The following is a 22,754-nucleotide window of genomic DNA, read 5'->3' as shown; positions in this document are numbered from 1 at the left end:
TTCCGATAGTATGAGACATAATAGAGTTATGTGGAAGATACTTTCGTGCATTCTTCTTTTTGCCGTTTTGATCTTGGCAATCCCGGAGGAAACTTACGCGCAGGCAAATGCCCCTAGGATCCCGATCCCGAATTTGAATATCAATGTGAACGAAGCGAAAGGTCCGAGAGAGACAAGTCTTTCTCTCATGATCTTGTTCTTAGTCACAATTCTTTCCTTAGCACCTGCCATTGTGATGTCTCTGACTTCTTTCACCAAGATAGTGATCGTTTTGGATTTTGTGAGAAGGGCTCTTTCTATCCAGAACCTTCCGCCTAACCAGGTAATGGTGGGACTCGCGTTATTTATGACATTCTTTATCATGGCACCTACTTTGAATATTGTGTACGAGAAAGGTTTGAATCCGTACATGGAAGGTAAGATCGATACAAACGAATTTTTTGATAAGTCCATGGTCCCGCTTAGAGAATTTATGATGAGACAGATCGGGACAAGCGGCGCCAAGGACGTGGCCTTATTTTTAAAGATCGGAAAAGTGGAGAATGTAGAATCCTTCGACGATGTCCCGAATTACGTTCTCATCCCCGCATTCATGCTTTCGGAAATCAAGAAGGCGTTTTGGATCGGTATCATCATATTTATTCCGTTTATCGTAGTGGATCTTGTGGTTGCTTCCGCACTTCTTTCCATGGGTTTGAACATGCTTCCTCCCGTGATGGTAAGTTTGCCGTTTAAATTGATCTTATTCGTTCTTGTGGATGGTTGGAATTTAATCGTCTACGAGCTCGTAAGGAGCTATAAATGACGGAAGTAGATGCAATCACTCTGATCCGAGACGCGCTGTTTGTGACTCTCAAACTTTCTTCTCCCATTTTGCTGACTGCGATGGTAGTAGGACTTGTTATCGGAATTTTACAGACCACAACTTCCATCCAAGAGCCAACGATTGCTTTTGTTCCTAAGTTATTATCCATTTTTGCCGTAATCGTGATCTTTGCGGGATGGATGCTTCAGACGATGACGGATTATACCAGGGATCTTTTCCTGATGATAGAGAAGTTTTAGATTTTAAAAATGGAATACTTTGTAGGAAATTTCCAAGTTTTTCTTTTGATCCTGGCAAGGATCGTGGGGCTTCTATCCGTTGCTCCTGTGTTTTCCTTTGCCTCGATCAGCTTCCCGCAGAGGATGACTCTTGGATTTCTGATCTCCGTAATTTTATTTCCTGTGAGCGCTTCGTTTGTTCCTCCGATCCCGGGCAATATGGTTGATTACGGTTTAGTTGCCGTAGCGGAAACCTTGATCGGAGTCCTCATGGGATTTTTGGTCAGTTTGGTATTCTCTTCCTTCCAAATGGCTGGAGAATTTTTTAACGTCCAACTCGGTTTCGGTTACGCGGAGATATTGGACCCGATCTCGCAAACGAGTCTTCCTGTGATCAGTACTCTTAAAAATATGTTGGGTATGCTTCTATTTCTCTCTTTGGGAGCATATCGTTTTCTGTTCGAAAGTCTGGTATATTCATTTGAGAAGGTGCAGGTTTTGAAACTTGTGCCTGAGATCCAAGACGGACTTTACAAGGCGATGGAAGAAGCGGTCGGTGCGATGTTCCTGGTCGCTTTCAAAATTTCTCTACCGATACTCGGAGTTTTATTTTTAGTTACTGTTTCCGAAGCATTGATGGGAAAGGCAGCTCCTCAGTTGAATATTCTACAACTGAGTTTTCCGATCAAGATCGCGATCGGACTAATCGTGATGATCCTGATCGTTCCATTCTTGATCACTCAGATGGACAATGCTTTCCAACTTTCTTTCGAAAAGATGAACCTGATGTTGAAGGGATGGCCGAACTGATGGTAGTCTTTTCGAAAAGTCTGTTGGAACTCCTACATCGGTCGTATGTCCGCATGTTGGAGTTCCTACACGCGAAGTTGCGAAAATTAGGAATATTCTACTCTAATCCGATAGTGGAGTTCCTACACGTAACTCCACAAACACAGCCAAAACTCGCCGCTGTCCCGTTTCGCATCGACCTACAATTATTCGCAGCGGAAGATGAGGGACGTACCCAACCGGCCAGCGAAAGAAGAAGAAGAGAAGAAAGAGAAAAGGGAAATGTTCCTAAAAGTCCCGAGGTTGCCTCCGCCATCGTTCTTCTCGCAGGGATCGTTCTCATGTATCTTATGGGGGAGTATTTTTTTATGAGATCTTATTATCTCTTAAGAAAATATTTCTTCGGAATACGTTCGGCGAATGTGGTCAGTTCCGAAACGGTGAGCGAACTTTTAAATAACGCACTTGTGGATATTACACAGTTACTTCTTCCTTTGATGGGGATCACAGTGGTTGCAGCAATTGTGGGTAACGTTGTCCAGACCGGGTTTTTATTCGCTCCTAGGGCTCTTGCATTAAATTTCGGGAGGATCCGCCCGAATTTCAAAAAGGTACTTCCGAACCGACAAACATTATTTGGACTCATCAAGTCCTTGGTCAAAGTTGTCGCAATCGCTTGGGTCTCTTATTTTGTCATCGAGAAGGACTTTTTCAAGATCCTGATGCTCGGGAATATGGGCCTCGAAGAATCCGTTGCATTAATCACTTATACGGCATTCAAAATTTTTATCGTAGTAGGGATACTGTTGCTCGCGATCAGCATCGGGGACTACTTCTTCCAAAAATACGAATATGAAGAAGCGCTTAAAATGACTCCTTCGGAATCCAAAAGAGAAATGAAGGAGCAGGACGGAGATCCTTCTTTGCAGGCCAGAAGAAGACAAATGGCCAGAGATCAGATCAAAAAAAGCAAGATGCTGGCGGAAGTTCCCAAAGCGGACGTTGTCATTACGAATCCCACTCACTTTGCGGTAGCATTGGAATATAAACCGAATAAACACAAGGCCCCTATCGTTATAGCGAAAGGAGTAGATGATTTCGCATTACGTATAATCCGTGTCGCAAAGGCGAACGATATCGCCACCGTGGAAGACCGCCCAATGGCAAGAACACTCTACGACGAGGTGGAGATCGGTCAGGAAGTCCCGGCTAAATTCTATACCGCACTCAGTGTGATCTTTACGAAACTCGAATCTTTCCGGAGAGCGTTCAGAAACGCTTCTTAGACCTAGGAGAATATTATGGATAAGAAATGGTATACACAATCCGACTTCATCCTGGGTGCGGGAGCCGTTGCAGTGGTTGGAATGCTCGTTGTTCCTTTGCCTGGATTTGTTTTGGATATTCTGATCTTATTCAGCTTGGCTTTGAGTCTACTCATCGTTTTGACGTCCTTGTCCATCAAGGAGCCGTCCGAATTTTCGATTTTTCCTAGTTTATTATTGATCACGACTATCTATCGGCTGGCGCTGAACGTTTCCACAACTAGACAAATTTTGTCCAAGGGTCCCGCAATAAATAGTGCGATCATAGATGCGTTCGGTTCTTTCATCGTGGGAAGCGAATCCGGTTTAAGTAAGTATGTGGTCGGATTTATTATCTTCTTAATTTTAGTGATCGTTCAGGTATTAGTGATCACTAAAGGAGCGACCCGTATATCCGAAGTGGCAGCAAGGTTCACATTGGATGCATTGCCTGGTAAACAGATGGCAATCGACATGGAACTTTCCACTGGAAATATAAACGAGGCGGAAGCTCGTAAAAGAAGAAAGAAGATAGAACAAGAAGTGGATTTTTACGGTTCCATGGATGGAGCGAGTAAATTCGTGCAAGGTGATGTGCGAGCAGGACTTATCATCACCGCGATCAACCTGATCGGAGGTGTTGTCATCGGTGCAAGCATCCGCGGAGAATCTTTCATATCTGCGATCGAAACGTATGGAAAGTTCACCATCGGAGACGGACTTGTTTCCCAGATCCCTGCACTTCTCACTACTGTAGCTACGGGTATCATCGTCACCCGCTCCGGATCCGAATCGGATCTAGCGAAACAATTTAAGACACAACTATTTGCGAACTCCAAAGTTCTATATGTTGTCGCGGTCTCTATGGGACTCGGCGCATTTATCCCCGGTTTACCTTTTATTCCGATGGTACTTCTTGCAGGTGGACTCGCTTACTTAGCATATTCTCTAGAAAAAACCGTGCAGGAACAACTCGAGGTTTTGGAGAAGAAGGAAAAAGAGGCTGTCGGGGATCGCAAACCTCGGGATTATTACGATGAACTTAGGATCGAGCCGATCGAGATCGAATTCGGTTATCATCTGGTGCCTTTAGTGGATGCTTCCCAGGGCGGGACATTGATGGACCAGATTTCCAACTTAAGAGGAAAGTTTGCACGTGAAAGCGGGATCGTCATTCCTCCTATTCGTATATTAGATAATTTGGAAATACCTCCGGATCAATTTACGATCAAGATCAACGGAGTGGAAGTCGGCTCCAGCACGATCCGTCCGGAAAAACTTATGGCTATGCCTTCTGCGGAAAGCCAGGACCTTTCTTCCATCGAAGGGGAATCTTTCTTGGAACCTGCCTACGGAAGGACTGCAAAATGGATCTCTGCTGATTCCAAAGGAGATGCGGAATCCAAAGGTTTTATCGTAGTGGATTCTTCTACTGTTATCATCACATACTTAAGAGAATTACTTGCGACTCATGCTTCCAGTTTGCTCGGAAGAGAAGAAGTCAAAAAACTTCTGGATCATTACAGAGCCCAATATCCGACGCTTATCCAAGAATTGGAAGCGGACAAACCAGGGAATTTGGGAATGTTACAGCAAGTTCTTCAAAATCTTCTCAGAGAAGGTTTGGGCATCCGCAATCTTGTCCCGATTTTGGAAACGGTCGCAAACAAGATGAGCAAGTATCCGAACCCTTATGTTCTTACGGAATTCGTAAGGCAGGCAATCTCCAATACGATCGTAAAAGATTATATGGTGGACGGAAAACTTCAGGTCATCGTGGTAGAAGGTCGTGTGCTCGACAGATTGAACAAATCTCTTGCGCAGGATCGTTTGGAAGGAAGGGATATTTTAGTCCTCCCTCCCGATTTCCAAAGAAGACTTTTGGAATCCGTGGCGGATATGAATCGCAGGGTCCAAGAAGGAAGAGGATTCCCGATCTATGTGGTGAACAGAGAAGTCAGAATGCCTTTCGCTTATTTTTTAGCGAAGGAATTTCCGCCTAGGAACTTTGCGGTACTCGCATTAGAAGAGGTTCATTCTTCCGTTCCTACCGTGATTGCCGGGGAACTTAAGGTGACACAAGCCCAGGCGGCGGAACCGGCGGAAGTGAGTTAAGAAAACGTAATATTTTAATCGAAAAAACAGGAGGATAGCATGGATTTCGCAAAGATTAGGGGCAAGGATCTACAGGATTGCCTAATGCAGATGAAGATGAAATACGGCCCGGAAGCCCATGTCATCGAGCATCGGATTTTGACCGAAGGTGGGGTATTCGGGACAGGACTCATGGCCCGTAAGGTCGTGGAGATCCAAGTCGGTATCCCGGAAAAGGCAAGTTCCAGAGAGAAAGTGGAGAAAAAACTCCAAGACCTAAAAGAACTATTAAAACAAAAGTCCACTCTGGGCTCCGAAAAAAGAAGAAGTCTGGAAGAATTACCGAGCTGGGAAGAAAGAACTTCTCGTCCGAGGACTTCTTCTTTGCCAAAAGAACTAATAGAAGTCACCTCCGAAGAAACCAGATCGGATGAGGATTTAGGTCTTTCTTTTTCCAAAGAGTTCGAGCCTAAAATCGGAAGGCCGATCCGTAAAGAGCAGGATTCCAATATCCTTAAAATGAGGGATAAGCTTGTTCGAGATGGAATGAGCGGGGCATACGCGGAAGAAATTATTTCCCAAGTGGAAGAGAGACTTTCTCCTTTGGATCGTTCTCGTACGGTGGCAGTTCAGGAAAAAATTATAGAAGTACTGTCCGAAAGAGTGCAGGTTGAGCCGGATATTTTTAAAGGAACCAGAAGAGGACAGAGAAAAGTGGTCTTTTTTGTCGGACCTACAGGCAGCGGAAAGACGACAAGCATCGCAAAACTAGCCGCTAAGTACCATCTTCATATGGGAAAATCCGTGTCTTTATACACAACCGACAATTATAGGATCGCGGCGATCGAGCAACTGAAACGCTACGCGGATACCATGGAAATGCCTTTTTATGCGGTAAAAGATCTGAAACGTTTTCAGGAAACCTTGGCAAGAGATGGCTCCGAGTTGATCCTCATCGATACTGCGGGTTATAGCCATCGGAATGTGGACCAGCTGAGTAAAATGTACGGATACCTTTCGGCTTTCGGAGAAAGGGACAACGTTGAAAATATCCTTGTATTATCCGCCACATCTTCGTATCATCACACCCACTCCGTAATGAAAGCCTACGAACCCCTTGGATTCCGTAGAATTTTATTAACTAAACTGGACGAAGCGGAATTTTTGGGTGGATTTCTGGAACTAGCCGATACACTTAATAAGGGTTTTACCCATTTAAGTGTTGGTCAAGAAGTTCCCTTTGATATGATCCCAGCGGAAAAACACCAACTCGCTGAATGCGCAGTAAATCCGGAAAAAATAATCGAGATCCGTGGAGAAGTATTCTCCGCTTAGGGTTTCGGTAAAAACCTAAGTCCCAGAGAAAGAGGTTAGGATGGACCAAGCGACTCAGTTGCGGAAACTTACCGAGGGTAATACGAGTTTAAAACTCGTGTCTTCAACCAAACCTATGACTAAGATTATAGCGATCGCTTCCGGAAAGGGTGGGGTCGGTAAAAGTACTATCTCAGTTAATCTCGCCATCTCCATGGCTAAGGCGGGACAGAAGGTCCTAGTATTCGACGGAGACCTAGGACTTGCTAACGTGAATGTGATCTTAGGGATTATCCCTAAATACAATTTATATCACGTAGTCAAGGGACATAAAAGCCTAAAGGACATTATCATCCAAGCTCCGGAAGGGGTGGATATTATCGCAGGTGCAAGCGGCTATTCTCAACTTGCGAACCTAAATGATACCCAAAGAAATAATTTGATCAAAGGATTCGCAGATCTGGATTCTTATGATTATATGATCATAGATACGGGAGCAGGGATCAGCTCTAACGTGATCGGACTCACACTTCCTGCGGATGATGTGATCGTAGTTACTACACCTGAACCTACGGCGATCACAGACTCATACGGACTCATCAAAGCGATCGTTTCCCAAAGCAGAGACAAAAATCTTAAGATGGTGGTGAACCGTGTACGTTCCGCCATCGAAGGGAAGAAGGTTGCGGACCGTGTGATCGATATCTCCGGTCAGTTCCTGGAAGTGAGAGTTGAAAATTTAGGATTTATCTTCCAAGACGACGAGGTGGAAAAAAGTATCCGGGAACAAAAACCGTATATCATTCATTCGCCTAAGAGTAAAGCAGCAGCTTGTTTGAATCGTATCACATATTCTCTTCTGAACCAGGAAATGGATGGTGGAGATGATTCCGGGATCACCGGCTTCTTCAAAAAATTCTTCAATTTCGTGGACGTTCGAGAAAAACAACAGAGCGAGGAAGAGTGAACCTGCAAATCGGTTTTCTCGGTTTTTTCTCCTTTTTAGGACTCATCATAAGTCTGGTTTGTGGAATCATGGTCGGAAATTACTTCGGCCATATTGCCCTCGTTACATTTTTGTCCACGGTCGGAATGGCCGTTTTCGGATTTGGTGTATATTCCGTTTTAGCTTCCAAGGTCCCTGAATTTTTAGAACTACTCGGAAATTTCACCGGTGCATCTGCCAGCGGAGAAGAGGATGGGCTCGAAGGCGGAAATCGCCCTTCCTATTCGGAGCATGCGGATATGGATACTGCTACCGCTCATTTTGATTCTCCGACGAGTGCAGACGAGATCCGGGCCGCTGCAAGCGGAATCCCTCGTAAAAAAGCGGATAAATTCGGAGATCATATTATCGTAGAAAATATCGCGATCAAAAATGAGCCGAAGTTGATGGCAGAAGCGATCCGGACAATGCTCGCCAAAGACGACGGTAACCAGGAAAAATAGTAAAAATCTTTCCGACCGGGATCCTACCTCGGCCGGAATTCCTAGGGTACGATTTCCACCCACCGAGTATCAAATTCTCCGAATGTAGGATCTCTTACATCGAGTAAAATACCCGATTTCCGCACAGAAACCCAATGAGACAAAAAACTGCTTGATTTCCCTTTTTTGAGACAAAAAATGCTATTGCAAATCGGTTTGGTCCACGACACTCTTAAGCAGAGGACCACCCTATTCCGTTGTTATGTCCAAACTTTTCGAAAAATACAATAATACGGATGAAACCGAGCTTTGGAAGTCCTATAGAGACTCTAAAGACCAGAATATTCGCAGTTATCTTGTAGAAAAATACTCTCCTCTAGTCAAACATGTGGCCGGTCGTATTGCGATCGGTATGCCTCAAAACGTTGAGTTCGATGATCTTGTTTCGTACGGTGTATTTGGTCTTCTAGATGCGATCGAAAAATTCGATCCGGAAAGACAGATCAAATTTAAAACCTATGCGATGACCCGGATCCGAGGTTCTATCTTCGACGAACTTCGTTCCATCGACTGGATCCCTCGCTCCATTCGCCAAAAAGCGAAACAGTTGGAGCAAATTATCGGGATGCTCGAGAACAAAGAAGGCGCTCATGTTGAGGATGAAGCGATCGCAAAAGAAATGGGGATCTCCGTCGAGGAGTTCAACTCGCTTCTTACTAAGATCAGCGGTACCTCACTCGTCTCTTTAAATGATATTTGGTTCCTTGGCGATGAGAACGACGAGGTTTCTTTCATGGAGACGTTAGAATCTCCGATGAATATGAACCCGGACACCATCATCGAAAAAGAAGAGATCAAAAACGTGATCGTGGAAGCGATCAAAACCCTTCCGGACAAAGAAAAAAAAGTAATCGTTCTTTATTATTACGAGGATCTAACCTTAAAGGAGATCGGAGAAGTATTAGAAGTAACCGAATCCAGGATTTCCCAACTTCATACGAGAGCCGTGGCAAGACTTCGTAGTAAATTAGGAAAGGTGAAATCGGTTATTAGTAAAAAGTAATAAACTATACGCGCAAGAACCCTCGTTTTTTATAAATGGAGGGAATGGGAAGTTTGGAATATGTATCGCTTCCTATGGGGCGCGATACACCCGTTCTCCGGGGAATCTGATTTTCAAAACACCCGGACCCGATTTGTAGGAGGACAAAGGTTCTTGAGTCTTACATCCTTTCTAAAAGACCAATCCAAAGAACTAGACAAGCTCGAAAATGAGCAGGTAGAAGTCATAGCTCCTACATTGGAAAAATGTCTTCAGCTAGCCGCCGCTCATCTCAAAAGAAAATCGCACGAAATCGACTATATAGTAATTAAACGCGGAAAGAAAAAACTTTTCGGCTCCGAACCTTGGCATATCAGAGCATCTATCCTACCGGAAGATACTTTCTTAGACGAACTTTCGGAATTAGACAAAAAATTAACGGGTGGCTCAGGCAAGCTAGTCTCCAAAGATCTGAAGGAGTTCCTACAGCCTAAGGACAGAGACGGAAGAGCTGTCGTTCAAATTTTCAGAAACGGAACATATCTCACAATTTATCCGCCTTCCGGTGATGGAAAAGCAATCGAACTTTCGGAAGTTTCTCGCAGACTTTCCGTTCGAGGAATAAACGAAGTAGACGACGGCCAGATCAAGAAGATCGTAAAAGAGGCCAAGGGTGAACCCATCTATATTTCCAATATGAAACCAAGGCAGGGTGCCGAGGCGAAAATGGTATTGGATATTGCTCCGGATAAGATGAAAGCCAAGATCACTTTCATTCCTCCAAAACCAGGCGGAAGAGATCTGGAAGTAAAAGATGTAGTCAATTATCTCAAGAACGCCGGGATCAAATACGGTGTAAAAGAAGAAGAGATCCAAAAAAGGTTGGAAGACGAATTCTATAACCAACCTTTCACCGCCGCCGAAGGAGATCCTCCTGTAAACGGAAAGAATGCACAGGTCATCTATCATGTTCGTATCAGTAAGAAGGTAGTCTTCCGGGAAGACGAATCCGGAAAAGTGGACTATAAAGACATGGACTTGATCGAGAACGTAGTCGTTGGACAACTTCTCGCGGAAAAAATTCCTGCGGAAAGAGGGAAATACGGCCGCACATTATTTAACGAACTTCTTCCCGCAAAAGACGGATTAGACACGGAACTCAAACAAGGAAAAGGAACCATCCTTTCCGAAGACAGGACCAAACTCACTGCGGAAGTGAACGGTCAGGTAGTTTATGCAAGCGGTAGACTCTCTGTGGAAACCGTGTATAGGGTCAACGGTGATGTAGGAATCAAGACCGGTAACGTTACTTTCTTAGGTTCGGTGATTATCACAGGAAACGTAGAAGACAATTACTCAGTTAAGGCTGCCGGAAATATAGAGATCTACGGCACAGTCCAGAAAGCAAATGTGGAAGCTGACGGAGATATTATCATTCGCCAAGGGGTTTCCGGAAGGGACGAGGCCCGTATTGAATCCACAGGTGGGAACGTAATCGCAAAGTTTATCCAGAACGCGACCGTAGTTACGGAAAAAGACGTGGTGGTCCAAGAGGGAATTCTTCACTGCTTTGTGAGCGCGGGTGGAAAAGTGATCTCAAATGGTAAGAGGGGACAGATTGTAGGAGGTACAATTCGCGCTTCCGATACGATCTCTGCAAAGGTCATAGGATCCTCCGCCAACCCACCTACGGAACTGATTGTAGGAACAGATCCTAAGGTATTAAAACAGATCTCCGAATACGAAGAAAAACTGGCTGAAAATCAGGACAAGTTCGAACAAATCTCTAAAAGTCTTAAGACGCTTAAGGCGAGAAAGGAGAACGACCCTGCTTCCTTTACCCAGGACCATGAGCAACAGTTGATTAAAACCAGTAAGGCCGCTGAAAAGCTGGAGATCCGGGTCAGAGAATACGAAAACGAGATCCAAAACCTTAAGACATATATAGAGGAAAGGGCCGCAAACGGCAAGATCAGTGTCGAAAAGACCTTATATGGCGGGGTCACCATCAAGATTAAAAGTGCGGACTTCAAGACTCGTAACGAGATCAAACATAAGACCTTTGTGGAAGAAAACGGGGTGATCCGACAATTGCCGTTCCAAGATCCTGAACCGGATAAAAAAGACTGGAGAAAAAACAGATCTAGAGGAAAATAAAGGATATGAGGCTGAACGAACCTCTTTCCGGATACGGCGCGGCGAATGATCTCGTCCGAAGGGCTATGGTGGAGAACCCACATACTCTTTCCAATGTGATCGCTCAGAACGAAAAATCGATCCGTGAATATTCCATAGATAAAAAGTATGCGGTGCAGATGTACACCGAAACTTTCTCTTTATCTCCGGAATATAGGGAAAGACTTCGCAATTCATACACCCAAAGGATCGGAGAAATAGAAAAGGAAATCCGTTCTTTTAAAGGGCCAAAACCCGAGGGTGGTAAGGAGAGAATTTTCTCCTACGATAAGAGCGGTAGAAAAACCGAAATTCGGACACCTACTCGTTCTACAGTGGACTATATAGCGTAATAAAAACTCGCACCGGGTTTTCCCGAGGAATGTTGTTGGAAATCCTCGAAAAGGACGCTCGTGCGATGGAATTATTCACAGTCCTATTCTTAAACATTATTATAGCTGTAGGCTTGTACGTAGGTATATCCGCGCAAGTAACAAAGAGGATCCGTTCTCATATGATCCGTCGTATCAACGAAGAGATACGGACCTTGGTGGACGAGATCCAGACGGAAACGGAAAGCCAGATAGAACTTCTAAATTCCAAGATCCAAGCCTATAAAATATTGGTACAACGTTCCGATTCCTTGGAAGAAAAATACAGATCCATTCTCCAAAAATTGGAATCACTTCCGGAAAAAATACTTTCTACCGAAGGGCAAAAATTAGAAAAACAGAATATAATTCCCGAACCGATTTTGGAATTCGAGAGTGTCGAAGAAAAATTGGAAGCGGAAGAGCCTTCTATCCTTACTCACCAAGAAAAGGTCCAAAGCTCCGATGAGGAAAAATTTAAGAACGAGTATCTGACTCTAATTCGAGAAAAACAAAAAGAATTAAAAGCCGCTCCGACCGAATCCTTCGAGAAAAGAAAACAAGAACTCGCTGCAAAAGCGGGAGAAGGAGTCGGAAGGCTCTATAAACAGAATCTGAGAGAAAATTATTCTCCGGAAAATCCTAAACCCTTCTTGGATCCGGAAAGAAAAAATCTGAAAAAAGAGCCATCTTCCGTTTCCGAAGTGGATTCAGGAACTTTGGGAATTCTGAAAACCTTCGGCAAGAAGATCAAGGACGTGATGGGTTGGAAAGATGCTCAGGAATTGATGTCCGAAATTTCTCCTACAAGGACTCCTCAACCTATGTACAACCCAAGTTCTACATTCGATATTTCTTTGGATGGAGATCCGTTCGAAGAGAATAAAATCGAATTTCCGGAAAATATTAGCGGAGGATCTTTAAAAGCGGAGCCGGAGTATACGCCCGAACTGGATCCTAAGAAAACGAGTTCTAAATCCAAAAGGACCGACAATAAAATTCCTGTGGAAGAGAATTTCGGAAAAATCCTGGAAAGGAAGATGACGGGTTACACTCCTCAAAAACCGGATTCCGTAAAAATTTCATCCGAAACTGCGCTAAAAGACCTGGGAGAAGGGGCGAGTAAAATAGAGAAGGTCGTTTTCCTCTTGAAAAAAGGATACTCCCATGAGGAAATCTCAGAAGCCTTGGATCTCGCCACCGGTGAGGTGGACATTATCGAAAGATTTAGGTTGGAGAGAAATAGGAGGACCTAATGTCCCAATTTAGCGTCTTGAACGTTGGTTTTGGAAATATAGTTATGGTTTCCAAGATCGTGGGTATCATTCATTCGGATTCAGCTTCCGCAAAAAGAATCCGAAACGAAGCCAAAAGTAATAACAGTTTGGTAGACGCGACTCAGGGAAAAAAGACCAGGTCCATCATAATCACGGACTCTAACCATCTGATCCTTTCCAACTTAAGAGTGGAAGCCCTCACAAGAAGGATAGAAAGCAGAGATAATTCCATCGCTGAAGAAGAGGAAGAAAAGGACTGAAATCTCCCAAGTTGATCGTTCTATCCTCCGTAGCAGGAGGAGGCAAATCCACACTCATCCAAATGATAAGAGCCAAACATCCGGATTTGGCTTTTTCAGTTTCCTGTACTACTCGGCCTCCACGTCCGGGTGACAAGGAAGGTGTAACGTATTTTTTTCTAACGAAGGAAGAATTCGAGTCCGGGATCGATCGGGGAGAATTTTTAGAATGGGCCAAGGTCCACGATAATTATTACGGAACTCCCGCCAAATTCGTAAACCTATGTATGTCTTCGGGCAAATCGGTCATTATGGATCTAGACGTGCAGGGAGCCGCACAGCTAAAACGAAAGCTTGGGGAAGAAGTGATCACAATCTTCATACTTCCGCCTAACGAAGAAGAATGGGAAAAAAGACTTCGCGGTAGAGGGACTGACTCCGAGGAAAGTATCCTGAAGAGGATCAAGAACGGAAAGGAAGAATTAGCTCATAAAGACGAATTCGATCATATCATTATAAACGATAAACTGGAACTCGCGTTGTCCCGTCTGGAAGAAATACTATTTTAGTAAATTTCGGACAAATCCCGGAAACCCGGATCAATTACTCCTGTCTTATTCGTTGACTAAGGATCGGATAAATATGAAATTCTTACCTTCTTCTATCTTCATTCTGCTACTAACCACTTTCAGCTTCCAATGTATGTTCCTGATCGAACCCAGGAAAGATTTCGAAAAAAGTAAGAACTTACTCGCTCCAGACTATTCTAAGTCGGAATTTTGGGCCGCACATCCCGACAAAAAAGATAATGCCGATCTTGTTCCAGAAAATTCAGGTTTAAAAGAAAACCAGTCTATCGCAGAGGCGGATACTTTTTATATCCATCCAACCACCTTGCTCCTACGACCCAAATACTGGAATGGAGATCTAAAGGATGAGAGTTTAAACGAAAGAACGGACAAACATCCAGTTCGGACCCAGGCAAGTGCGTTTAACGAATGTTGTAAAGTTTACGCTCCTCGGTATAGACAGGCTGCATTTTTTGTTTTTACAAAAGATGCTTCCGAAGGACAGGCCGCTTTGGATTTTGCCTACGAAGACGTGAAAAATTCCTTTTTGTATTATATGAAACACTGGAATCAAGGAAGACCCTTTATTATAGCTTCTCATAGCCAAGGTACCAGACATTCTATCCGTTTACTAAAGGAAGTGATATCTACTAATCCCGAATATAAGAAAAACTTGATTGTCTCTTATTCGATCGGATTTCCTTTTAAACAGGAAGAGACAGGTCTACCGGTGTGTTCCGGTCCGAAAGAAACGGGATGTGTGGTGGGGTGGAATTCCTATATTTGGGGATATTCGCCAGGCAGATTGTTGGACAGATATGGAAAAGATACCGTTTGTGTGAATCCGTTGAGTTGGAAGCAGGACGAGGAATATTCTCCGAAGTCCGAAAATTTAGGAAGTGTGAACAGAAGTTTTGATCAATTGATCCCTGGAACTGCAGATGCAAAATGTAATTCCGGAGTTTTATGGATACACGAGCCTGAGATTTCTCGGACGCCGAATTTAGGAAAGGACGGGAATCTACACACAGGAGATTTTCATTTTTTCTATTCGAATATTAGAAAAAACGCAAAAGAGAGATTGGAAGTTTTTTTAAAAAATCGAAACTCTAAGGGAGTCTCTGTTTGCTTCGTGCGAAATACTAGTTTGTGCAGTAAGTCTGTTCTATCACGATAGAAGGCATATCCGTTCTTTTGCCGTCCAGATCCAACTTCTTATTCTTTAGATAAAATCCGCAAACTTCCACATAGGAACCTACGGAGACTCGGTTCATTAAACTATAATCGTCTGAATCTAAGACCACCGGTTTTCCGGAAAAATGGACTACAAATCGGATAGAATTTCCTTTGTACAAAACATGGGTCACTGTTCCGGCAACTCGAACGGTTTCTCCTACAGCTTTGCCCGGATTATTGACCAGTTCTTCGCCGGAAACATATTTAGGTTTTACAGGAGCGGCTTTTTTACTCTTAGAGTAAACGGCTCCTGAAGATAGTACTAGTATAGAAAAAAAGAGGATGGTTTTCTTCTTCATAAAATTTTAAAGTTCTTCTGATTCGGAATTGGATTCGGGAGCCTTTATCACGTCGGATCTGGACAACCATTTATTCGTAATATTCGCCCTACGTTCCGCTGGGAATAAGGTGAGAAGGTAAGTAGTGATCGTTTGTCTACCGTCCTGTTCCGCGTCCTTGTCCATTTGGATAAATACGTCTATGATGTCCTTGTCAGGCCAATTGGTCAACATCTGCACGGCATTGTCCGGAGGCATATTCGCTACCTTCTCTGCCATGACCTTAACCAATTTACCTCTACTATTTCTTTCGGATTCGGAGGACTTGAGCTCATTCTCCTTGGAAGTAAGACCTCGTTTCAGTTCCTCGATCTTTTCCAATTCCGCTTCGAGACGTTCTTTTTCTTTTTTAAGCTCTTCTTCTCTTTGAGAGATCTCGTCTCGGTCTTTTGCGAGTCTTTCCATTTCTTTACGGAATTCCAACTTCTCTAATTCGGAAGGAGATTCTGAATCGGGGTTAACTAAGCCGGGTTCAGTCCTTAAAAAAGGAAAAATTTCGGCAGCGTCTATGATCTGAAAATAATGAAACGCAAAAAATCCGATCAACACTAAGAAGAAGATCAGAAGTACTAAATATACTGCTCTTGCTTTATCGGTTAAACTTGCCACTTCTTATACCCGAATGTCCAGCCTGGATCCTGAAATTCTTTTTTCCAATTCCCCAGCCTTATTCTCTAAATGGGAAATCTTATCTTGGAGATTTGCCATGCTCCCGATTAAAGGATCGGAAGATTCTACCGTTTTACGTACTTCTAAAAAGGGGAGGTCACTTTTTATAACGCTCGTAAAGTTTTCTGAGTTCAGAAAGTCCCGCATCTTCTGTACCGGTGCGCTCGATACCTCCCGTATCATAGGTAAATACTTTCGGATCCCGTTTAGATCTATCATCCCCATAAATTTCCTCCCTAGTTTTCCTATAAAGATCTGCTAAAAACTGCTCTTCTGCCTGGATTTTTTCCGCCTTTCGATAGGTATGTAAATACTCCTTAAAGCGGCTTTCCTTGAGAAGTTCCAGTACCTTCTTCTCTTTTCTTGCCTCCGATACTTCCGTTCTTTTTTTCTCCACGGGTTCGTCGAAGGAACGGATCTCGGTCTCTAACTCCGTGTTCCGGGTCAGAAGTTGTCTCATATACGTTTGCAAATAGGAATACTCCCTAAGGTCCGTACTTCCTGAGAGTTCAGTAGAAGATAGGGAACGTATCCTTGATTCGTTGGAATCTATTTCGGATTTACGCTGGTTGACTTGGGCCACTAGTTCCGAAAGTTCTTTGAGTTTTTGATCCTCTTTGATCTTTTTTAGACGAAGCACCGGATCGAGTCTGAATTGGAATCTTTTCATTGATTAAAATTCCTCTTCTTCTCTTTCTTCTTTTAAGATATCCTTTAAGCCGCTGATTGTTTGGGGAAAAAGGCTTCTTTCCATAAGTTTTTGTTTGAGATAAGAATCGATCTTATCTTTTTTCCGGATGGCAAGATCCACTTTAGGATCCGAACCTCTTACATAAGCGTTCAATAAGATCAATTCTTCCACTGAGTTATAAGTGGAGATAAGTTCTCGGACCATTCCGGCTCGCATAAATTGGTCTTCTTCCACTATGAATTGCATTACCCGGGAGAGAGAAGCGGGGATGTCGATCGCAGGATAATGATTTCTTTCCGCTAATTTACGAGAAAGAACGATGTGACCGTCTATATAACCTCGGACAGCATCCGCGACGGGATCTTCCATTTCGTCCGTGTCCGTAAGGATCGTATAAAATCCGGTGATACTTCCTCCGGATTTGGAGGTACCGGAACGTTCAACAAGTTTTGCTAATTTAGTAAAAACGGATGAACTAAAACCTCTGGTGATAGGAGGCTCATGGTTGGAAACCGAGATCTCGCGATTTGCATGGGCGAATCTCGTCAAGGAATCCATCATTAAGTTTACATGAAGTCCTTGCTCTCTGAAATATTCCGCAACGGAAGTGGCGAGTAGGGCGCAGTTTATCTGTTCCATCTTAGGCGCGTCGGATGTGGCGGCAAATACGACAGATTTGGCAAGACCTTCTTTCCCGAGGTCTCTTTCCAAAAATTCGTTCACCTCTCTGCCTCGTTCTCCCACGAGTGCGATCACGTTAACATCGGCATTCGTAAATCTTGCGATCATACCGAGTAAGCTGGATTTTCCCACACCGGATCCGGAGAAGATCCCTAATCTTTGTCCTCTACCTACCGTTAAAATTCCATCTATGGCTCGAACACCTGTAAGAAGAATGTCCCGGATCACAGGTCGATCCAGAGGATTGATACTTTCTCCCTCCGGCGATTTTTCTTCGGAAGTGATGATGAGTCCTTTTTTGTCGATGGGACGTCCTACACCATTAAGAACTCGGCCGAGAAGTTCTCTTCCCACGGGAACATTCAAACTTCTTCCCGAAGAAAACACAAAAGCGTCAGGATACACACCTTCTACAGGACCCAAAGGCATGAGTGTATATACATGATTTTCGAAGCCTACGATCTCACATTGCAGGTACCCTTCCGTTCCTGCTTTTTGTACTTCCATGATCTCTCCGATCTTAGAATCGGGAGGTCCTTCCGAATAGATTACGTTTCCGGAGACACGAACGACCCTTCCGGATTTGCGGATGGTCTCCGTGCGGTCCAAGATCAGGAAATACTTGGAGATGACGTCTACCTTTTCGTGGAACTTCTTCTCTATCATAATCTTGGCTCTTAGATACCGGATACTGTCCCTAGGATTTTACCCCGAGTCAAGTGATAATGAGAATATAACTGAATTATGTCACATCTGAATGAAGAGAGAAATCCGTCGAAGCTACTACAAAATCCCCTTCCAAAGTTCCCGTCAGCTATTGTCGGGTTTGAGTGCCTACAAAGAAAACCCCCCTGACCCGACCGCCTGGAACGGCGGCCGGGTAGGAGACTAAGTTTGGACGTGAATGGTGGATTAGATCGGCTCCGCATTTCGAATTGCTTCTTCGATTTCTTTGAGCTGTGTGGAGATCCTTGCATCGATGGCTCCAACGTCCGTCTCGATGATGACCCCACCTCTGTCGACTCTGGAGTCTTCGTAGATATTGACCTTGCGAAGAGACTCCATAAGTTTGATAAGTTCGTCTTTGTGAGCCGTGGTGATCTCCAAGTCCGCAAAGTTGACCCGGATATCCACACGGTCCCTGTCTTTGATCCGTTTCAGGGCTTCTCTGATATTATTGAGTACGATTTCTTTACGTTCAATGATCTCGTCTTTGATGATCTTACGAGCGATGATCAGGATCATCTCCACCATCTGTTTCTCGGATGCTTGGATAAGTTCCGCACGGATATCGATCGCTTTACCCACGATGGTCCCGAGACGGTCGATGAGGCGTCGGACTTCTCCTTGGCCTTTTCTGAAACCAACTTCTCGTCCTGCTTCAAATCCTTTTAAGTAGGCCTCATGTTCGATCTCCGCCGTTTTCATTTCGGCTTCTTTGATCATTCTTTCGGCTTCCATCTTGGCTCTTTCCAAGATCTGTTCCGCTTTGGCTTTGCCGGAATCCTCTTCGAGTTTGATCTTCTCTTTTGAATCCTGGATCATTTGGAAGGCTTTTTTACGACCTTCTTCCTCGATCTCCTCCGACTTGCGGCGGGAGTCCTCGAGCATGGTTTTGATATTTTCTTCCGTTTCTTCTTTATAACGGTTGAGCTCGGCCTCGATCTCTTCGATAGAAGGACCTTGGTATTGCTCGATTATATTTCCTTCTTGGTCGACTTCGAACTCTTCAGCGTCTTCGTCCCTATGGAATTTTTTATATTTATCCGGGATCTGCAGCTCTACTTGATCCTGCATATCCGCGATTTGGATAGGTTTGAAGACTAGTTTTGCCATATTAGTTCTTTCTCCGGAACTTGATTCTTCCTGATTCTACGGATTCCTTAAAAATTTCAAGTAGTCCGTTCTGGGCGGTTTCAATCTCTGCCAGGGAAACCGGTCCCATAGAATCTTCTTCCAATCGGATGGAGGAGGCGAGCGTTGGGTCCAACCTCTCCAGTAAGACCTGTTTCGTTTCCGGTTCGGTGCCTTTAAAAGCGGTCGCGGTCACGATCGGATGGATCTCGGACAAAAACTTGTTTAGGGCATCTCGGCTCAGATCCATCAGGTCTTCCATTCGGAAGAAATGCTTATTTATATTTTCGGCAAACGAATGGCTCTTTTCGCGTATCCGCGAGAATAATTTCTGGGAATCTTGGGGGTCCAATTTGCCCAAAAGTTCCGCGGCCCTCTTTCCGCCCTTGTCCCTGGTAGGAACTCCAGACTGGGGAGATTTCAGGACTTCCCGTTTGAAGCGTAAGAACCTTTCCAAGGAGTCCAAAAGTCCCGCAGATGAAAGGTCCAAATTCCGGATGGAAAGTAGGATCTCCTCTTGGGTCTCTTCCGGGAATTCTTCCAATACTCTGGCAGAAGTATCCGGATCCGCATGGCAGAATACGAGCGCGATCCTGTCTGATGATTCTCCGGCTACAATTTTGGAAAGTTCTTCCTTGGTATAGGACTTAAGTTCCTCGGACCATTCCGGTTCGGCAACCAGATCTTCTTTTAAGATGGTTTCGAGTTCTTGGATCAACGCCAAGGTGTCTCGATCGATCCCTTCTTTCGGTACGCTGGAGAGTCCTTCTAAGAAGGACCCTAAAAGTTCTCTTTCTTGTTTCGCTTCCAGTTTTCCGGACTTGTGAAAACTTTCTAAAAGTTTGGACGTATCCTGAGGGCCAAGATGACGAAACACTTCCGGGGGAAGATGCTCCCCCAAGATTCGGAGGAGCTGTCCCGCCCGGTTTCTTTTTCCGGACAGGATACTCATTAGGTTGCTTCCTCTTCAGAGAGCCAGGTGCGGAGAAGTTGGGCCACTTCTTCCGGTTTTTCCCTGGCCAGGTTGATCGCGTTTTCGAGAAGTTCTCTTCTGAGTTTTTCGTCCAGAGAGAGTTCGACTTCTGCGCTTCCGTCGTCCATGACTCGGAGAGCAGCTTCTCTCATCATCTGCTGCATTGCTGCGAGTTCTTCTTCGCGTAGTCTGCGGCGTCTTGCGATCTCTTTTTTGATCGCTCTGTAGATGAGGATGGTAAGAATTAAGAATAATACGATGACCAAAGAGGCGATGACCATTTGGCGGATCGCTTTCTGTTTTCTTAATTCTTCGTCTTCTGCAGCGAATTGAGCGCTTCGATCTTTTGCAATGCTGATTACGGAGATTTGGTCCCCTCTTGCTTTATCTATTCCTACAGCTGCCTCTAAGTTTTTACGAATAGTTCGAATATCGTCATCCGAAACAGGGATATATGTTCTGTCGTATCCTGTTCCTTCCGCATTTTCTTTTTTAGTCCATTGACCGTCCACGACCACGGAGAGATTGACTTTTTCGATCTTCCAAGGTTGTTTTTGGACTTCGCTCACTCTTCTGTTGAATTCGAAGTTATTGATATTCTCCGTTTTCTTATAATCCGCTTTTTGGTAGTCGGTGTCTTTGTAGCCGGGAGGAAGATTCGGTTCCGTTCCTGCGGGTCCGTCCGGAGTAAAACCTCTTCCGGTGAATTGTTCGCTGGTTTCTTTTGAAGAAACTTTTAAACTGTAACCGTCCACGATCTTTAACTCGGAGTAAGGAGTGTTCGGATCATCCGGTCTTTCGATCACCGGAGAGACTTGATTATCTTTATAAGATTCCTTGTCCCAATTTAACATGTACTCGAAGCGGGTGATGTCCACTCTGTCTTCTCCGCCTAAAAACCAACGAAGAGTGTTTCTTACGTCGATGAGTCTTTGTATCCTTTGTTCTTCTTGGATTCTTAATTTCTCTTGAACCACTCTGAGTTCTAATCTTTCTTTTTCCAGGTCTTCTTCGAAGTCGGAAATGATCTTGCCGTCCGCATCCGCAACTACTACGTTTTCCGGTTTGAGTTTAGGCACCGCTCTGGAAACCAAGTTTACGATACCTTTGACTTCTTTTTTGGAAATCCCTTCGACTCCCGGGATAAAATGTAAAATAACCGAGGCTTTTACCGGAGAAGCATTCGAATTGAATAGTTCATCTTCCGGGATTGCGATATTCACGAATGCTTTGTCAACAGGGCGAAGTGTCATCAAGGATTGTTCGATAGCTCCTTTGAGCGCTCGATACTTTTTGATGTCCTTATCGAACTGGGTCTCCGTGAATTTTTCCACGTTGAAGAGTTCCCATCCTTGCACCCCGGCAGGGATCAGGTTCTCTTGGGCAAGTTTTGTGATAATTTCTTGCCTTTGTTCCGGATCCACACTCACGATGCTCGTGTCTCCGGAGCTATACGAATAGCCCATCGAGTCCAATTTTTTGGTAACCTCTGCAAAATCCTTCGCAGTTAGGTTTTGGAAGAGTATAACTCTATTCTTTTGAGAGGAAACCGTTGTCAGAAGCCCTAAGGCAACGACCACAGTGATCGCTACTCCACCTAAAATCAGTTTCTTTGTAGTATCTAAAGAGTTGAAGAACTCCTTGATATTGTTCAGAATCTTCTGTAATTGCTCGGGCATTTTCCTTCACCACCGGACAAGATAGGGGACATAATAGATTTTCGGAAACAAAGTACAATCCCTTTTTAAAAAAACTTTAGAATTTTTTTATTTTCTCCTGATTTTTTATATTATCCCTTTTGGTAAGTGTCTCGACGCAAAAAAATAAACCTTGCCGTACGGAATTACTTGATATGTGTTTAGTGTTGATTCGCTGGCTTCCAAGTTTCTCTGTATAATTGTCTAGGAAATAAAACATTTTGAACATGAAACTGGCCCGGGAACATTCAAATTTTATAAACCTCGAAGAAGCAAAGAAGTTGGAAGAGTATTTTAAAACTCTAATATCAGCGGAGAAGGTCTCAAAGATCCAAGAAGTCGCCTCTTTTCGAACAAAGTACTTAACAATTGTGTTGGAGGATATATTCCAACCTTATAATGCTAGCGCACCGGTACGGACTTCCGAATGTTTAGGTTTAGCCGAGATCCATGTTGTGGAAAATAAAAACTCTTATAAACCGAATGAAGGTATTGCTCTAGGCGCACAAAAATGGATACAGATCCACAAATACCAAAAGCCGAATTTCGATAATACTAGACATTGTATAAGCGGTTTGAAAGAAAAAGGGTATCGGATCGTGGCAACCTCTCCTCATACTTTCGAAAATTCCTACGAACTAGATACCTTACCGTTAGATAAACCAAGCGCCATACTATTTGGATCGGAAGAGCATGGGTTATCTTCTTATGCCAGGGAAGAAGCGGACGTATTTCTAAAACTTCCCATGTACGGATTTACGGAAAGTTATAATATTTCGGTAACAGTAGCTATAGTAATTTCTCATCTTGCATTTAGGTTAAGAAAGGAAGTCCCGAATTGGACCTTAACGGAGGAGGAGAAGGTGTATATCCGAAATTCGTATTATAAAAAATGTCTTCATAACGGAAATCTTGTCGAATCCGACCTATTACAAAGGATCAGATCGGAAGCAACGAGGGTCCAATAGA

Annotated in this window: 23 protein-coding genes; 16 read left to right on the top strand and 7 right to left on the bottom strand. The window is 44.0% G+C overall.

The annotated features are described in order from the left end of the window. Positions 1 to 10: 10 nt before the first annotated feature. The 15 genes from fliP (at position 11) to LEP1GSC192_RS14080 (ending at position 14,823) form a co-directional block, all read left to right on the top strand. The gene (gene fliP / locus LEP1GSC192_RS14150) at positions 11 to 805 is read left to right on the top strand and encodes a flagellar type III secretion system pore protein FliP (protein ID WP_052005236.1); all 795 of its coding nucleotides are present in this window, start codon (positions 11 to 13) and stop codon (positions 803 to 805) included. After that, positions 802 to 1,065, top strand: a complete 264-nt coding sequence (fliQ, locus tag LEP1GSC192_RS14145; protein ID WP_020770865.1) for a flagellar biosynthesis protein FliQ — start codon at positions 802 to 804, stop codon at positions 1,063 to 1,065. Before fliP ends, fliQ begins: the two co-directional genes overlap by 4 nt. Before the next feature lie 9 nt (positions 1,066 to 1,074). Further along, positions 1,075 to 1,854, top strand: a complete 780-nt coding sequence (gene fliR, locus LEP1GSC192_RS14140; RefSeq protein ID WP_020770785.1) for a flagellar biosynthetic protein FliR — start codon at positions 1,075 to 1,077, stop codon at positions 1,852 to 1,854. Next, positions 1,854 to 3,119, top strand: coding sequence for an EscU/YscU/HrcU family type III secretion system export apparatus switch protein (locus LEP1GSC192_RS14135; RefSeq protein ID WP_157186913.1), 1,266 nt, complete (start codon positions 1,854 to 1,856; stop codon positions 3,117 to 3,119). Before fliR ends, LEP1GSC192_RS14135 begins: the two co-directional genes overlap by 1 nt. A 15-nt stretch (positions 3,120 to 3,134) precedes the next feature. After that, positions 3,135 to 5,252 (top strand): flagellar biosynthesis protein FlhA, encoded by a 2,118-nt coding sequence (locus LEP1GSC192_RS14130; RefSeq protein WP_020770725.1) that lies wholly within the window; start codon positions 3,135 to 3,137, stop codon positions 5,250 to 5,252. Positions 5,253 to 5,291: 39 nt separating this feature from the next. Further along, positions 5,292 to 6,566 carry a flagellar biosynthesis protein FlhF gene (gene flhF, locus LEP1GSC192_RS14125; RefSeq protein WP_020770753.1) on the top strand — a complete coding sequence of 425 codons (1,275 nt, stop codon included), beginning with the start codon at positions 5,292 to 5,294 and terminating at the stop codon, positions 6,564 to 6,566. 40 nt (positions 6,567 to 6,606) lie between these two features. Continuing rightward, positions 6,607 to 7,512 carry a MinD/ParA family protein gene (locus LEP1GSC192_RS14120; RefSeq protein WP_020770813.1) on the top strand — a complete coding sequence of 302 codons (906 nt, stop codon included), beginning with the start codon at positions 6,607 to 6,609 and terminating at the stop codon, positions 7,510 to 7,512. After that, positions 7,509 to 7,994 (top strand): hypothetical protein, encoded by a 486-nt coding sequence (locus tag LEP1GSC192_RS14115; RefSeq protein WP_020770674.1) that lies wholly within the window; start codon positions 7,509 to 7,511, stop codon positions 7,992 to 7,994. The genes LEP1GSC192_RS14120 and LEP1GSC192_RS14115 overlap by 4 nt, the downstream gene beginning before the upstream one ends. 241 nt (positions 7,995 to 8,235) lie before the next feature. Next, positions 8,236 to 9,036 carry an RNA polymerase sigma factor WhiG gene (gene whiG / locus LEP1GSC192_RS14110; protein WP_008592176.1) on the top strand — a complete coding sequence of 267 codons (801 nt, stop codon included), beginning with the start codon at positions 8,236 to 8,238 and terminating at the stop codon, positions 9,034 to 9,036. 153 nt (positions 9,037 to 9,189) lie between these two features. Next, positions 9,190 to 11,172 (top strand): FapA family protein, encoded by a 1,983-nt coding sequence (locus LEP1GSC192_RS14105; protein ID WP_020770671.1) that lies wholly within the window; start codon positions 9,190 to 9,192, stop codon positions 11,170 to 11,172. Positions 11,173 to 11,177: 5 nt separating this feature from the next. Beyond that, positions 11,178 to 11,543 (top strand): hypothetical protein, encoded by a 366-nt coding sequence (locus tag LEP1GSC192_RS14100; RefSeq protein WP_020770739.1) that lies wholly within the window; start codon positions 11,178 to 11,180, stop codon positions 11,541 to 11,543. A gap of 65 nt (positions 11,544 to 11,608) precedes the next feature. After that, on the top strand, positions 11,609 to 12,817 hold the full coding sequence (locus LEP1GSC192_RS14095) for a hypothetical protein (RefSeq protein WP_036090388.1): 1,209 nt from the start codon (positions 11,609 to 11,611) through the stop codon (positions 12,815 to 12,817). Beyond that, on the top strand, positions 12,817 to 13,098 hold the full coding sequence (locus tag LEP1GSC192_RS14090; protein ID WP_008597280.1) for a DUF370 domain-containing protein: 282 nt from the start codon (positions 12,817 to 12,819) through the stop codon (positions 13,096 to 13,098). The genes LEP1GSC192_RS14095 and LEP1GSC192_RS14090 overlap by 1 nt, the downstream gene beginning before the upstream one ends. Positions 13,099 to 13,109: 11 nt before the next feature. Beyond that, positions 13,110 to 13,646, top strand: a complete 537-nt coding sequence (gmk, locus tag LEP1GSC192_RS14085; protein ID WP_020770680.1) for a guanylate kinase — start codon at positions 13,110 to 13,112, stop codon at positions 13,644 to 13,646. Positions 13,647 to 13,719: 73 nt separating this feature from the next. Beyond that, positions 13,720 to 14,823 carry a DUF3089 domain-containing protein gene (locus tag LEP1GSC192_RS14080; RefSeq protein ID WP_020770871.1) on the top strand — a complete coding sequence of 368 codons (1,104 nt, stop codon included), beginning with the start codon at positions 13,720 to 13,722 and terminating at the stop codon, positions 14,821 to 14,823. On the opposite strand, the gene LEP1GSC192_RS14075 is transcribed toward LEP1GSC192_RS14080, so the two are convergent. The 7 genes from LEP1GSC192_RS14075 to fliF all read right to left on the bottom strand — a co-directional run bounded on the left by LEP1GSC192_RS14075 (position 14,789) and on the right by fliF (position 21,767). Next, positions 14,789 to 15,181 (bottom strand): TOBE domain-containing protein, encoded by a 393-nt coding sequence (locus LEP1GSC192_RS14075; RefSeq protein WP_020770644.1) that lies wholly within the window; start codon positions 15,179 to 15,181, stop codon positions 14,789 to 14,791. The two genes, LEP1GSC192_RS14080 and LEP1GSC192_RS14075, sit on opposite strands and share 35 nt — an antisense overlap. A gap of 6 nt (positions 15,182 to 15,187) precedes the next feature. Beyond that, the gene (locus LEP1GSC192_RS14070; protein WP_020770708.1) at positions 15,188 to 15,829 is read right to left on the bottom strand and encodes a periplasmic-type flagellar collar protein FlbB; all 642 of its coding nucleotides are present in this window, start codon (positions 15,827 to 15,829) and stop codon (positions 15,188 to 15,190) included. A 157-nt stretch (positions 15,830 to 15,986) separates the two neighbouring features. Next, positions 15,987 to 16,559: a flagellar export protein FliJ gene (fliJ, locus tag LEP1GSC192_RS14060; protein ID WP_020770705.1), complete on the bottom strand. Its 573-nt coding sequence runs from the start codon at positions 16,557 to 16,559 to the stop codon at positions 15,987 to 15,989. 3 nt (positions 16,560 to 16,562) lie between these two features. Beyond that, a complete protein-coding gene (locus LEP1GSC192_RS14055) occupies positions 16,563 to 17,927 on the bottom strand; it encodes a FliI/YscN family ATPase (protein WP_020770833.1) in 1,365 nt (454 codons plus the stop codon). A 246-nt stretch (positions 17,928 to 18,173) separates the two neighbouring features. Further along, positions 18,174 to 19,097 carry a flagellar assembly protein FliH gene (gene fliH / locus LEP1GSC192_RS14050; RefSeq protein ID WP_008592071.1) on the bottom strand — a complete coding sequence of 308 codons (924 nt, stop codon included), beginning with the start codon at positions 19,095 to 19,097 and terminating at the stop codon, positions 18,174 to 18,176. 1 nt (position 19,098) lies between these two features. Beyond that, positions 19,099 to 20,067: a FliG C-terminal domain-containing protein gene (locus LEP1GSC192_RS14045; RefSeq protein WP_020770668.1), complete on the bottom strand. Its 969-nt coding sequence runs from the start codon at positions 20,065 to 20,067 to the stop codon at positions 19,099 to 19,101. After that, on the bottom strand, positions 20,067 to 21,767 hold the full coding sequence (gene fliF / locus LEP1GSC192_RS14040) for a flagellar basal-body MS-ring/collar protein FliF (RefSeq protein WP_020770743.1): 1,701 nt from the start codon (positions 21,765 to 21,767) through the stop codon (positions 20,067 to 20,069). The genes LEP1GSC192_RS14045 and fliF overlap by 1 nt, the downstream gene beginning before the upstream one ends. Before the next feature lie 245 nt (positions 21,768 to 22,012). On the opposite strand from fliF, the gene LEP1GSC192_RS14035 reads away from it, so the two are divergent. Next, entirely contained in the window at positions 22,013 to 22,753 is a 741-nt protein-coding gene (locus LEP1GSC192_RS14035) for an RNA methyltransferase (RefSeq protein ID WP_036090308.1), read from the top strand. Position 22,754: the final 1 nt, after the last annotated feature.

Origin of the sequence: Leptospira sp. B5-022 (assembly GCF_000347035.1) — a bacterium.
Taxonomy (GTDB): Bacteria; Spirochaetota; Leptospiria; order Leptospirales; family Leptospiraceae; genus Leptospira_B; species Leptospira_B cinconiae.
This window is presented reverse-complemented; position numbering and strand designations above follow the sequence as displayed.

Excerpts from the sequence above, each read along its gene's own strand:
- LEP1GSC192_RS14095 (WP_036090388.1), top strand. The coding sequence starts at position 11,609 with ATGGAATTATTCACAGTCCTATTCTTAAACATTATTATAGCTGTAGGC.
- fliQ (WP_020770865.1), top strand. The coding sequence starts at position 802 with ATGACGGAAGTAGATGCAATCACTCTGATCCGAGACGCGCTGTTTGTG.
- whiG (WP_008592176.1), top strand. The coding sequence starts at position 8,236 with ATGTCCAAACTTTTCGAAAAATACAATAATACGGATGAAACCGAGCTT.
- LEP1GSC192_RS14045 (WP_020770668.1), bottom strand. The coding sequence starts at position 20,067 with ATGAGTATCCTGTCCGGAAAAAGAAACCGGGCGGGACAGCTCCTCCGA.
- LEP1GSC192_RS14075 (WP_020770644.1), bottom strand. The coding sequence starts at position 15,181 with ATGAAGAAGAAAACCATCCTCTTTTTTTCTATACTAGTACTATCTTCA.
- fliJ (WP_020770705.1), bottom strand. The coding sequence starts at position 16,559 with ATGAAAAGATTCCAATTCAGACTCGATCCGGTGCTTCGTCTAAAAAAG.
- fliF (WP_020770743.1), bottom strand. The coding sequence starts at position 21,767 with ATGCCCGAGCAATTACAGAAGATTCTGAACAATATCAAGGAGTTCTTC.
- LEP1GSC192_RS14090 (WP_008597280.1), top strand. The coding sequence starts at position 12,817 with ATGTCCCAATTTAGCGTCTTGAACGTTGGTTTTGGAAATATAGTTATG.
- flhF (WP_020770753.1), top strand. The coding sequence starts at position 5,292 with ATGGATTTCGCAAAGATTAGGGGCAAGGATCTACAGGATTGCCTAATG.
- LEP1GSC192_RS14120 (WP_020770813.1), top strand. The coding sequence starts at position 6,607 with ATGGACCAAGCGACTCAGTTGCGGAAACTTACCGAGGGTAATACGAGT.
- LEP1GSC192_RS14055 (WP_020770833.1), bottom strand. The coding sequence starts at position 17,927 with ATGATAGAGAAGAAGTTCCACGAAAAGGTAGACGTCATCTCCAAGTAT.
- LEP1GSC192_RS14100 (WP_020770739.1), top strand. The coding sequence starts at position 11,178 with ATGAGGCTGAACGAACCTCTTTCCGGATACGGCGCGGCGAATGATCTC.
- LEP1GSC192_RS14130 (WP_020770725.1), top strand. The coding sequence starts at position 3,135 with ATGGATAAGAAATGGTATACACAATCCGACTTCATCCTGGGTGCGGGA.
- LEP1GSC192_RS14035 (WP_036090308.1), top strand. The coding sequence starts at position 22,013 with ATGAAACTGGCCCGGGAACATTCAAATTTTATAAACCTCGAAGAAGCA.
- fliR (WP_020770785.1), top strand. The coding sequence starts at position 1,075 with ATGGAATACTTTGTAGGAAATTTCCAAGTTTTTCTTTTGATCCTGGCA.
- fliH (WP_008592071.1), bottom strand. The coding sequence starts at position 19,097 with ATGGCAAAACTAGTCTTCAAACCTATCCAAATCGCGGATATGCAGGAT.
- LEP1GSC192_RS14080 (WP_020770871.1), top strand. The coding sequence starts at position 13,720 with ATGAAATTCTTACCTTCTTCTATCTTCATTCTGCTACTAACCACTTTC.
- LEP1GSC192_RS14135 (WP_157186913.1), top strand. The coding sequence starts at position 1,854 with ATGGTAGTCTTTTCGAAAAGTCTGTTGGAACTCCTACATCGGTCGTAT.
- fliP (WP_052005236.1), top strand. The coding sequence starts at position 11 with ATGAGACATAATAGAGTTATGTGGAAGATACTTTCGTGCATTCTTCTT.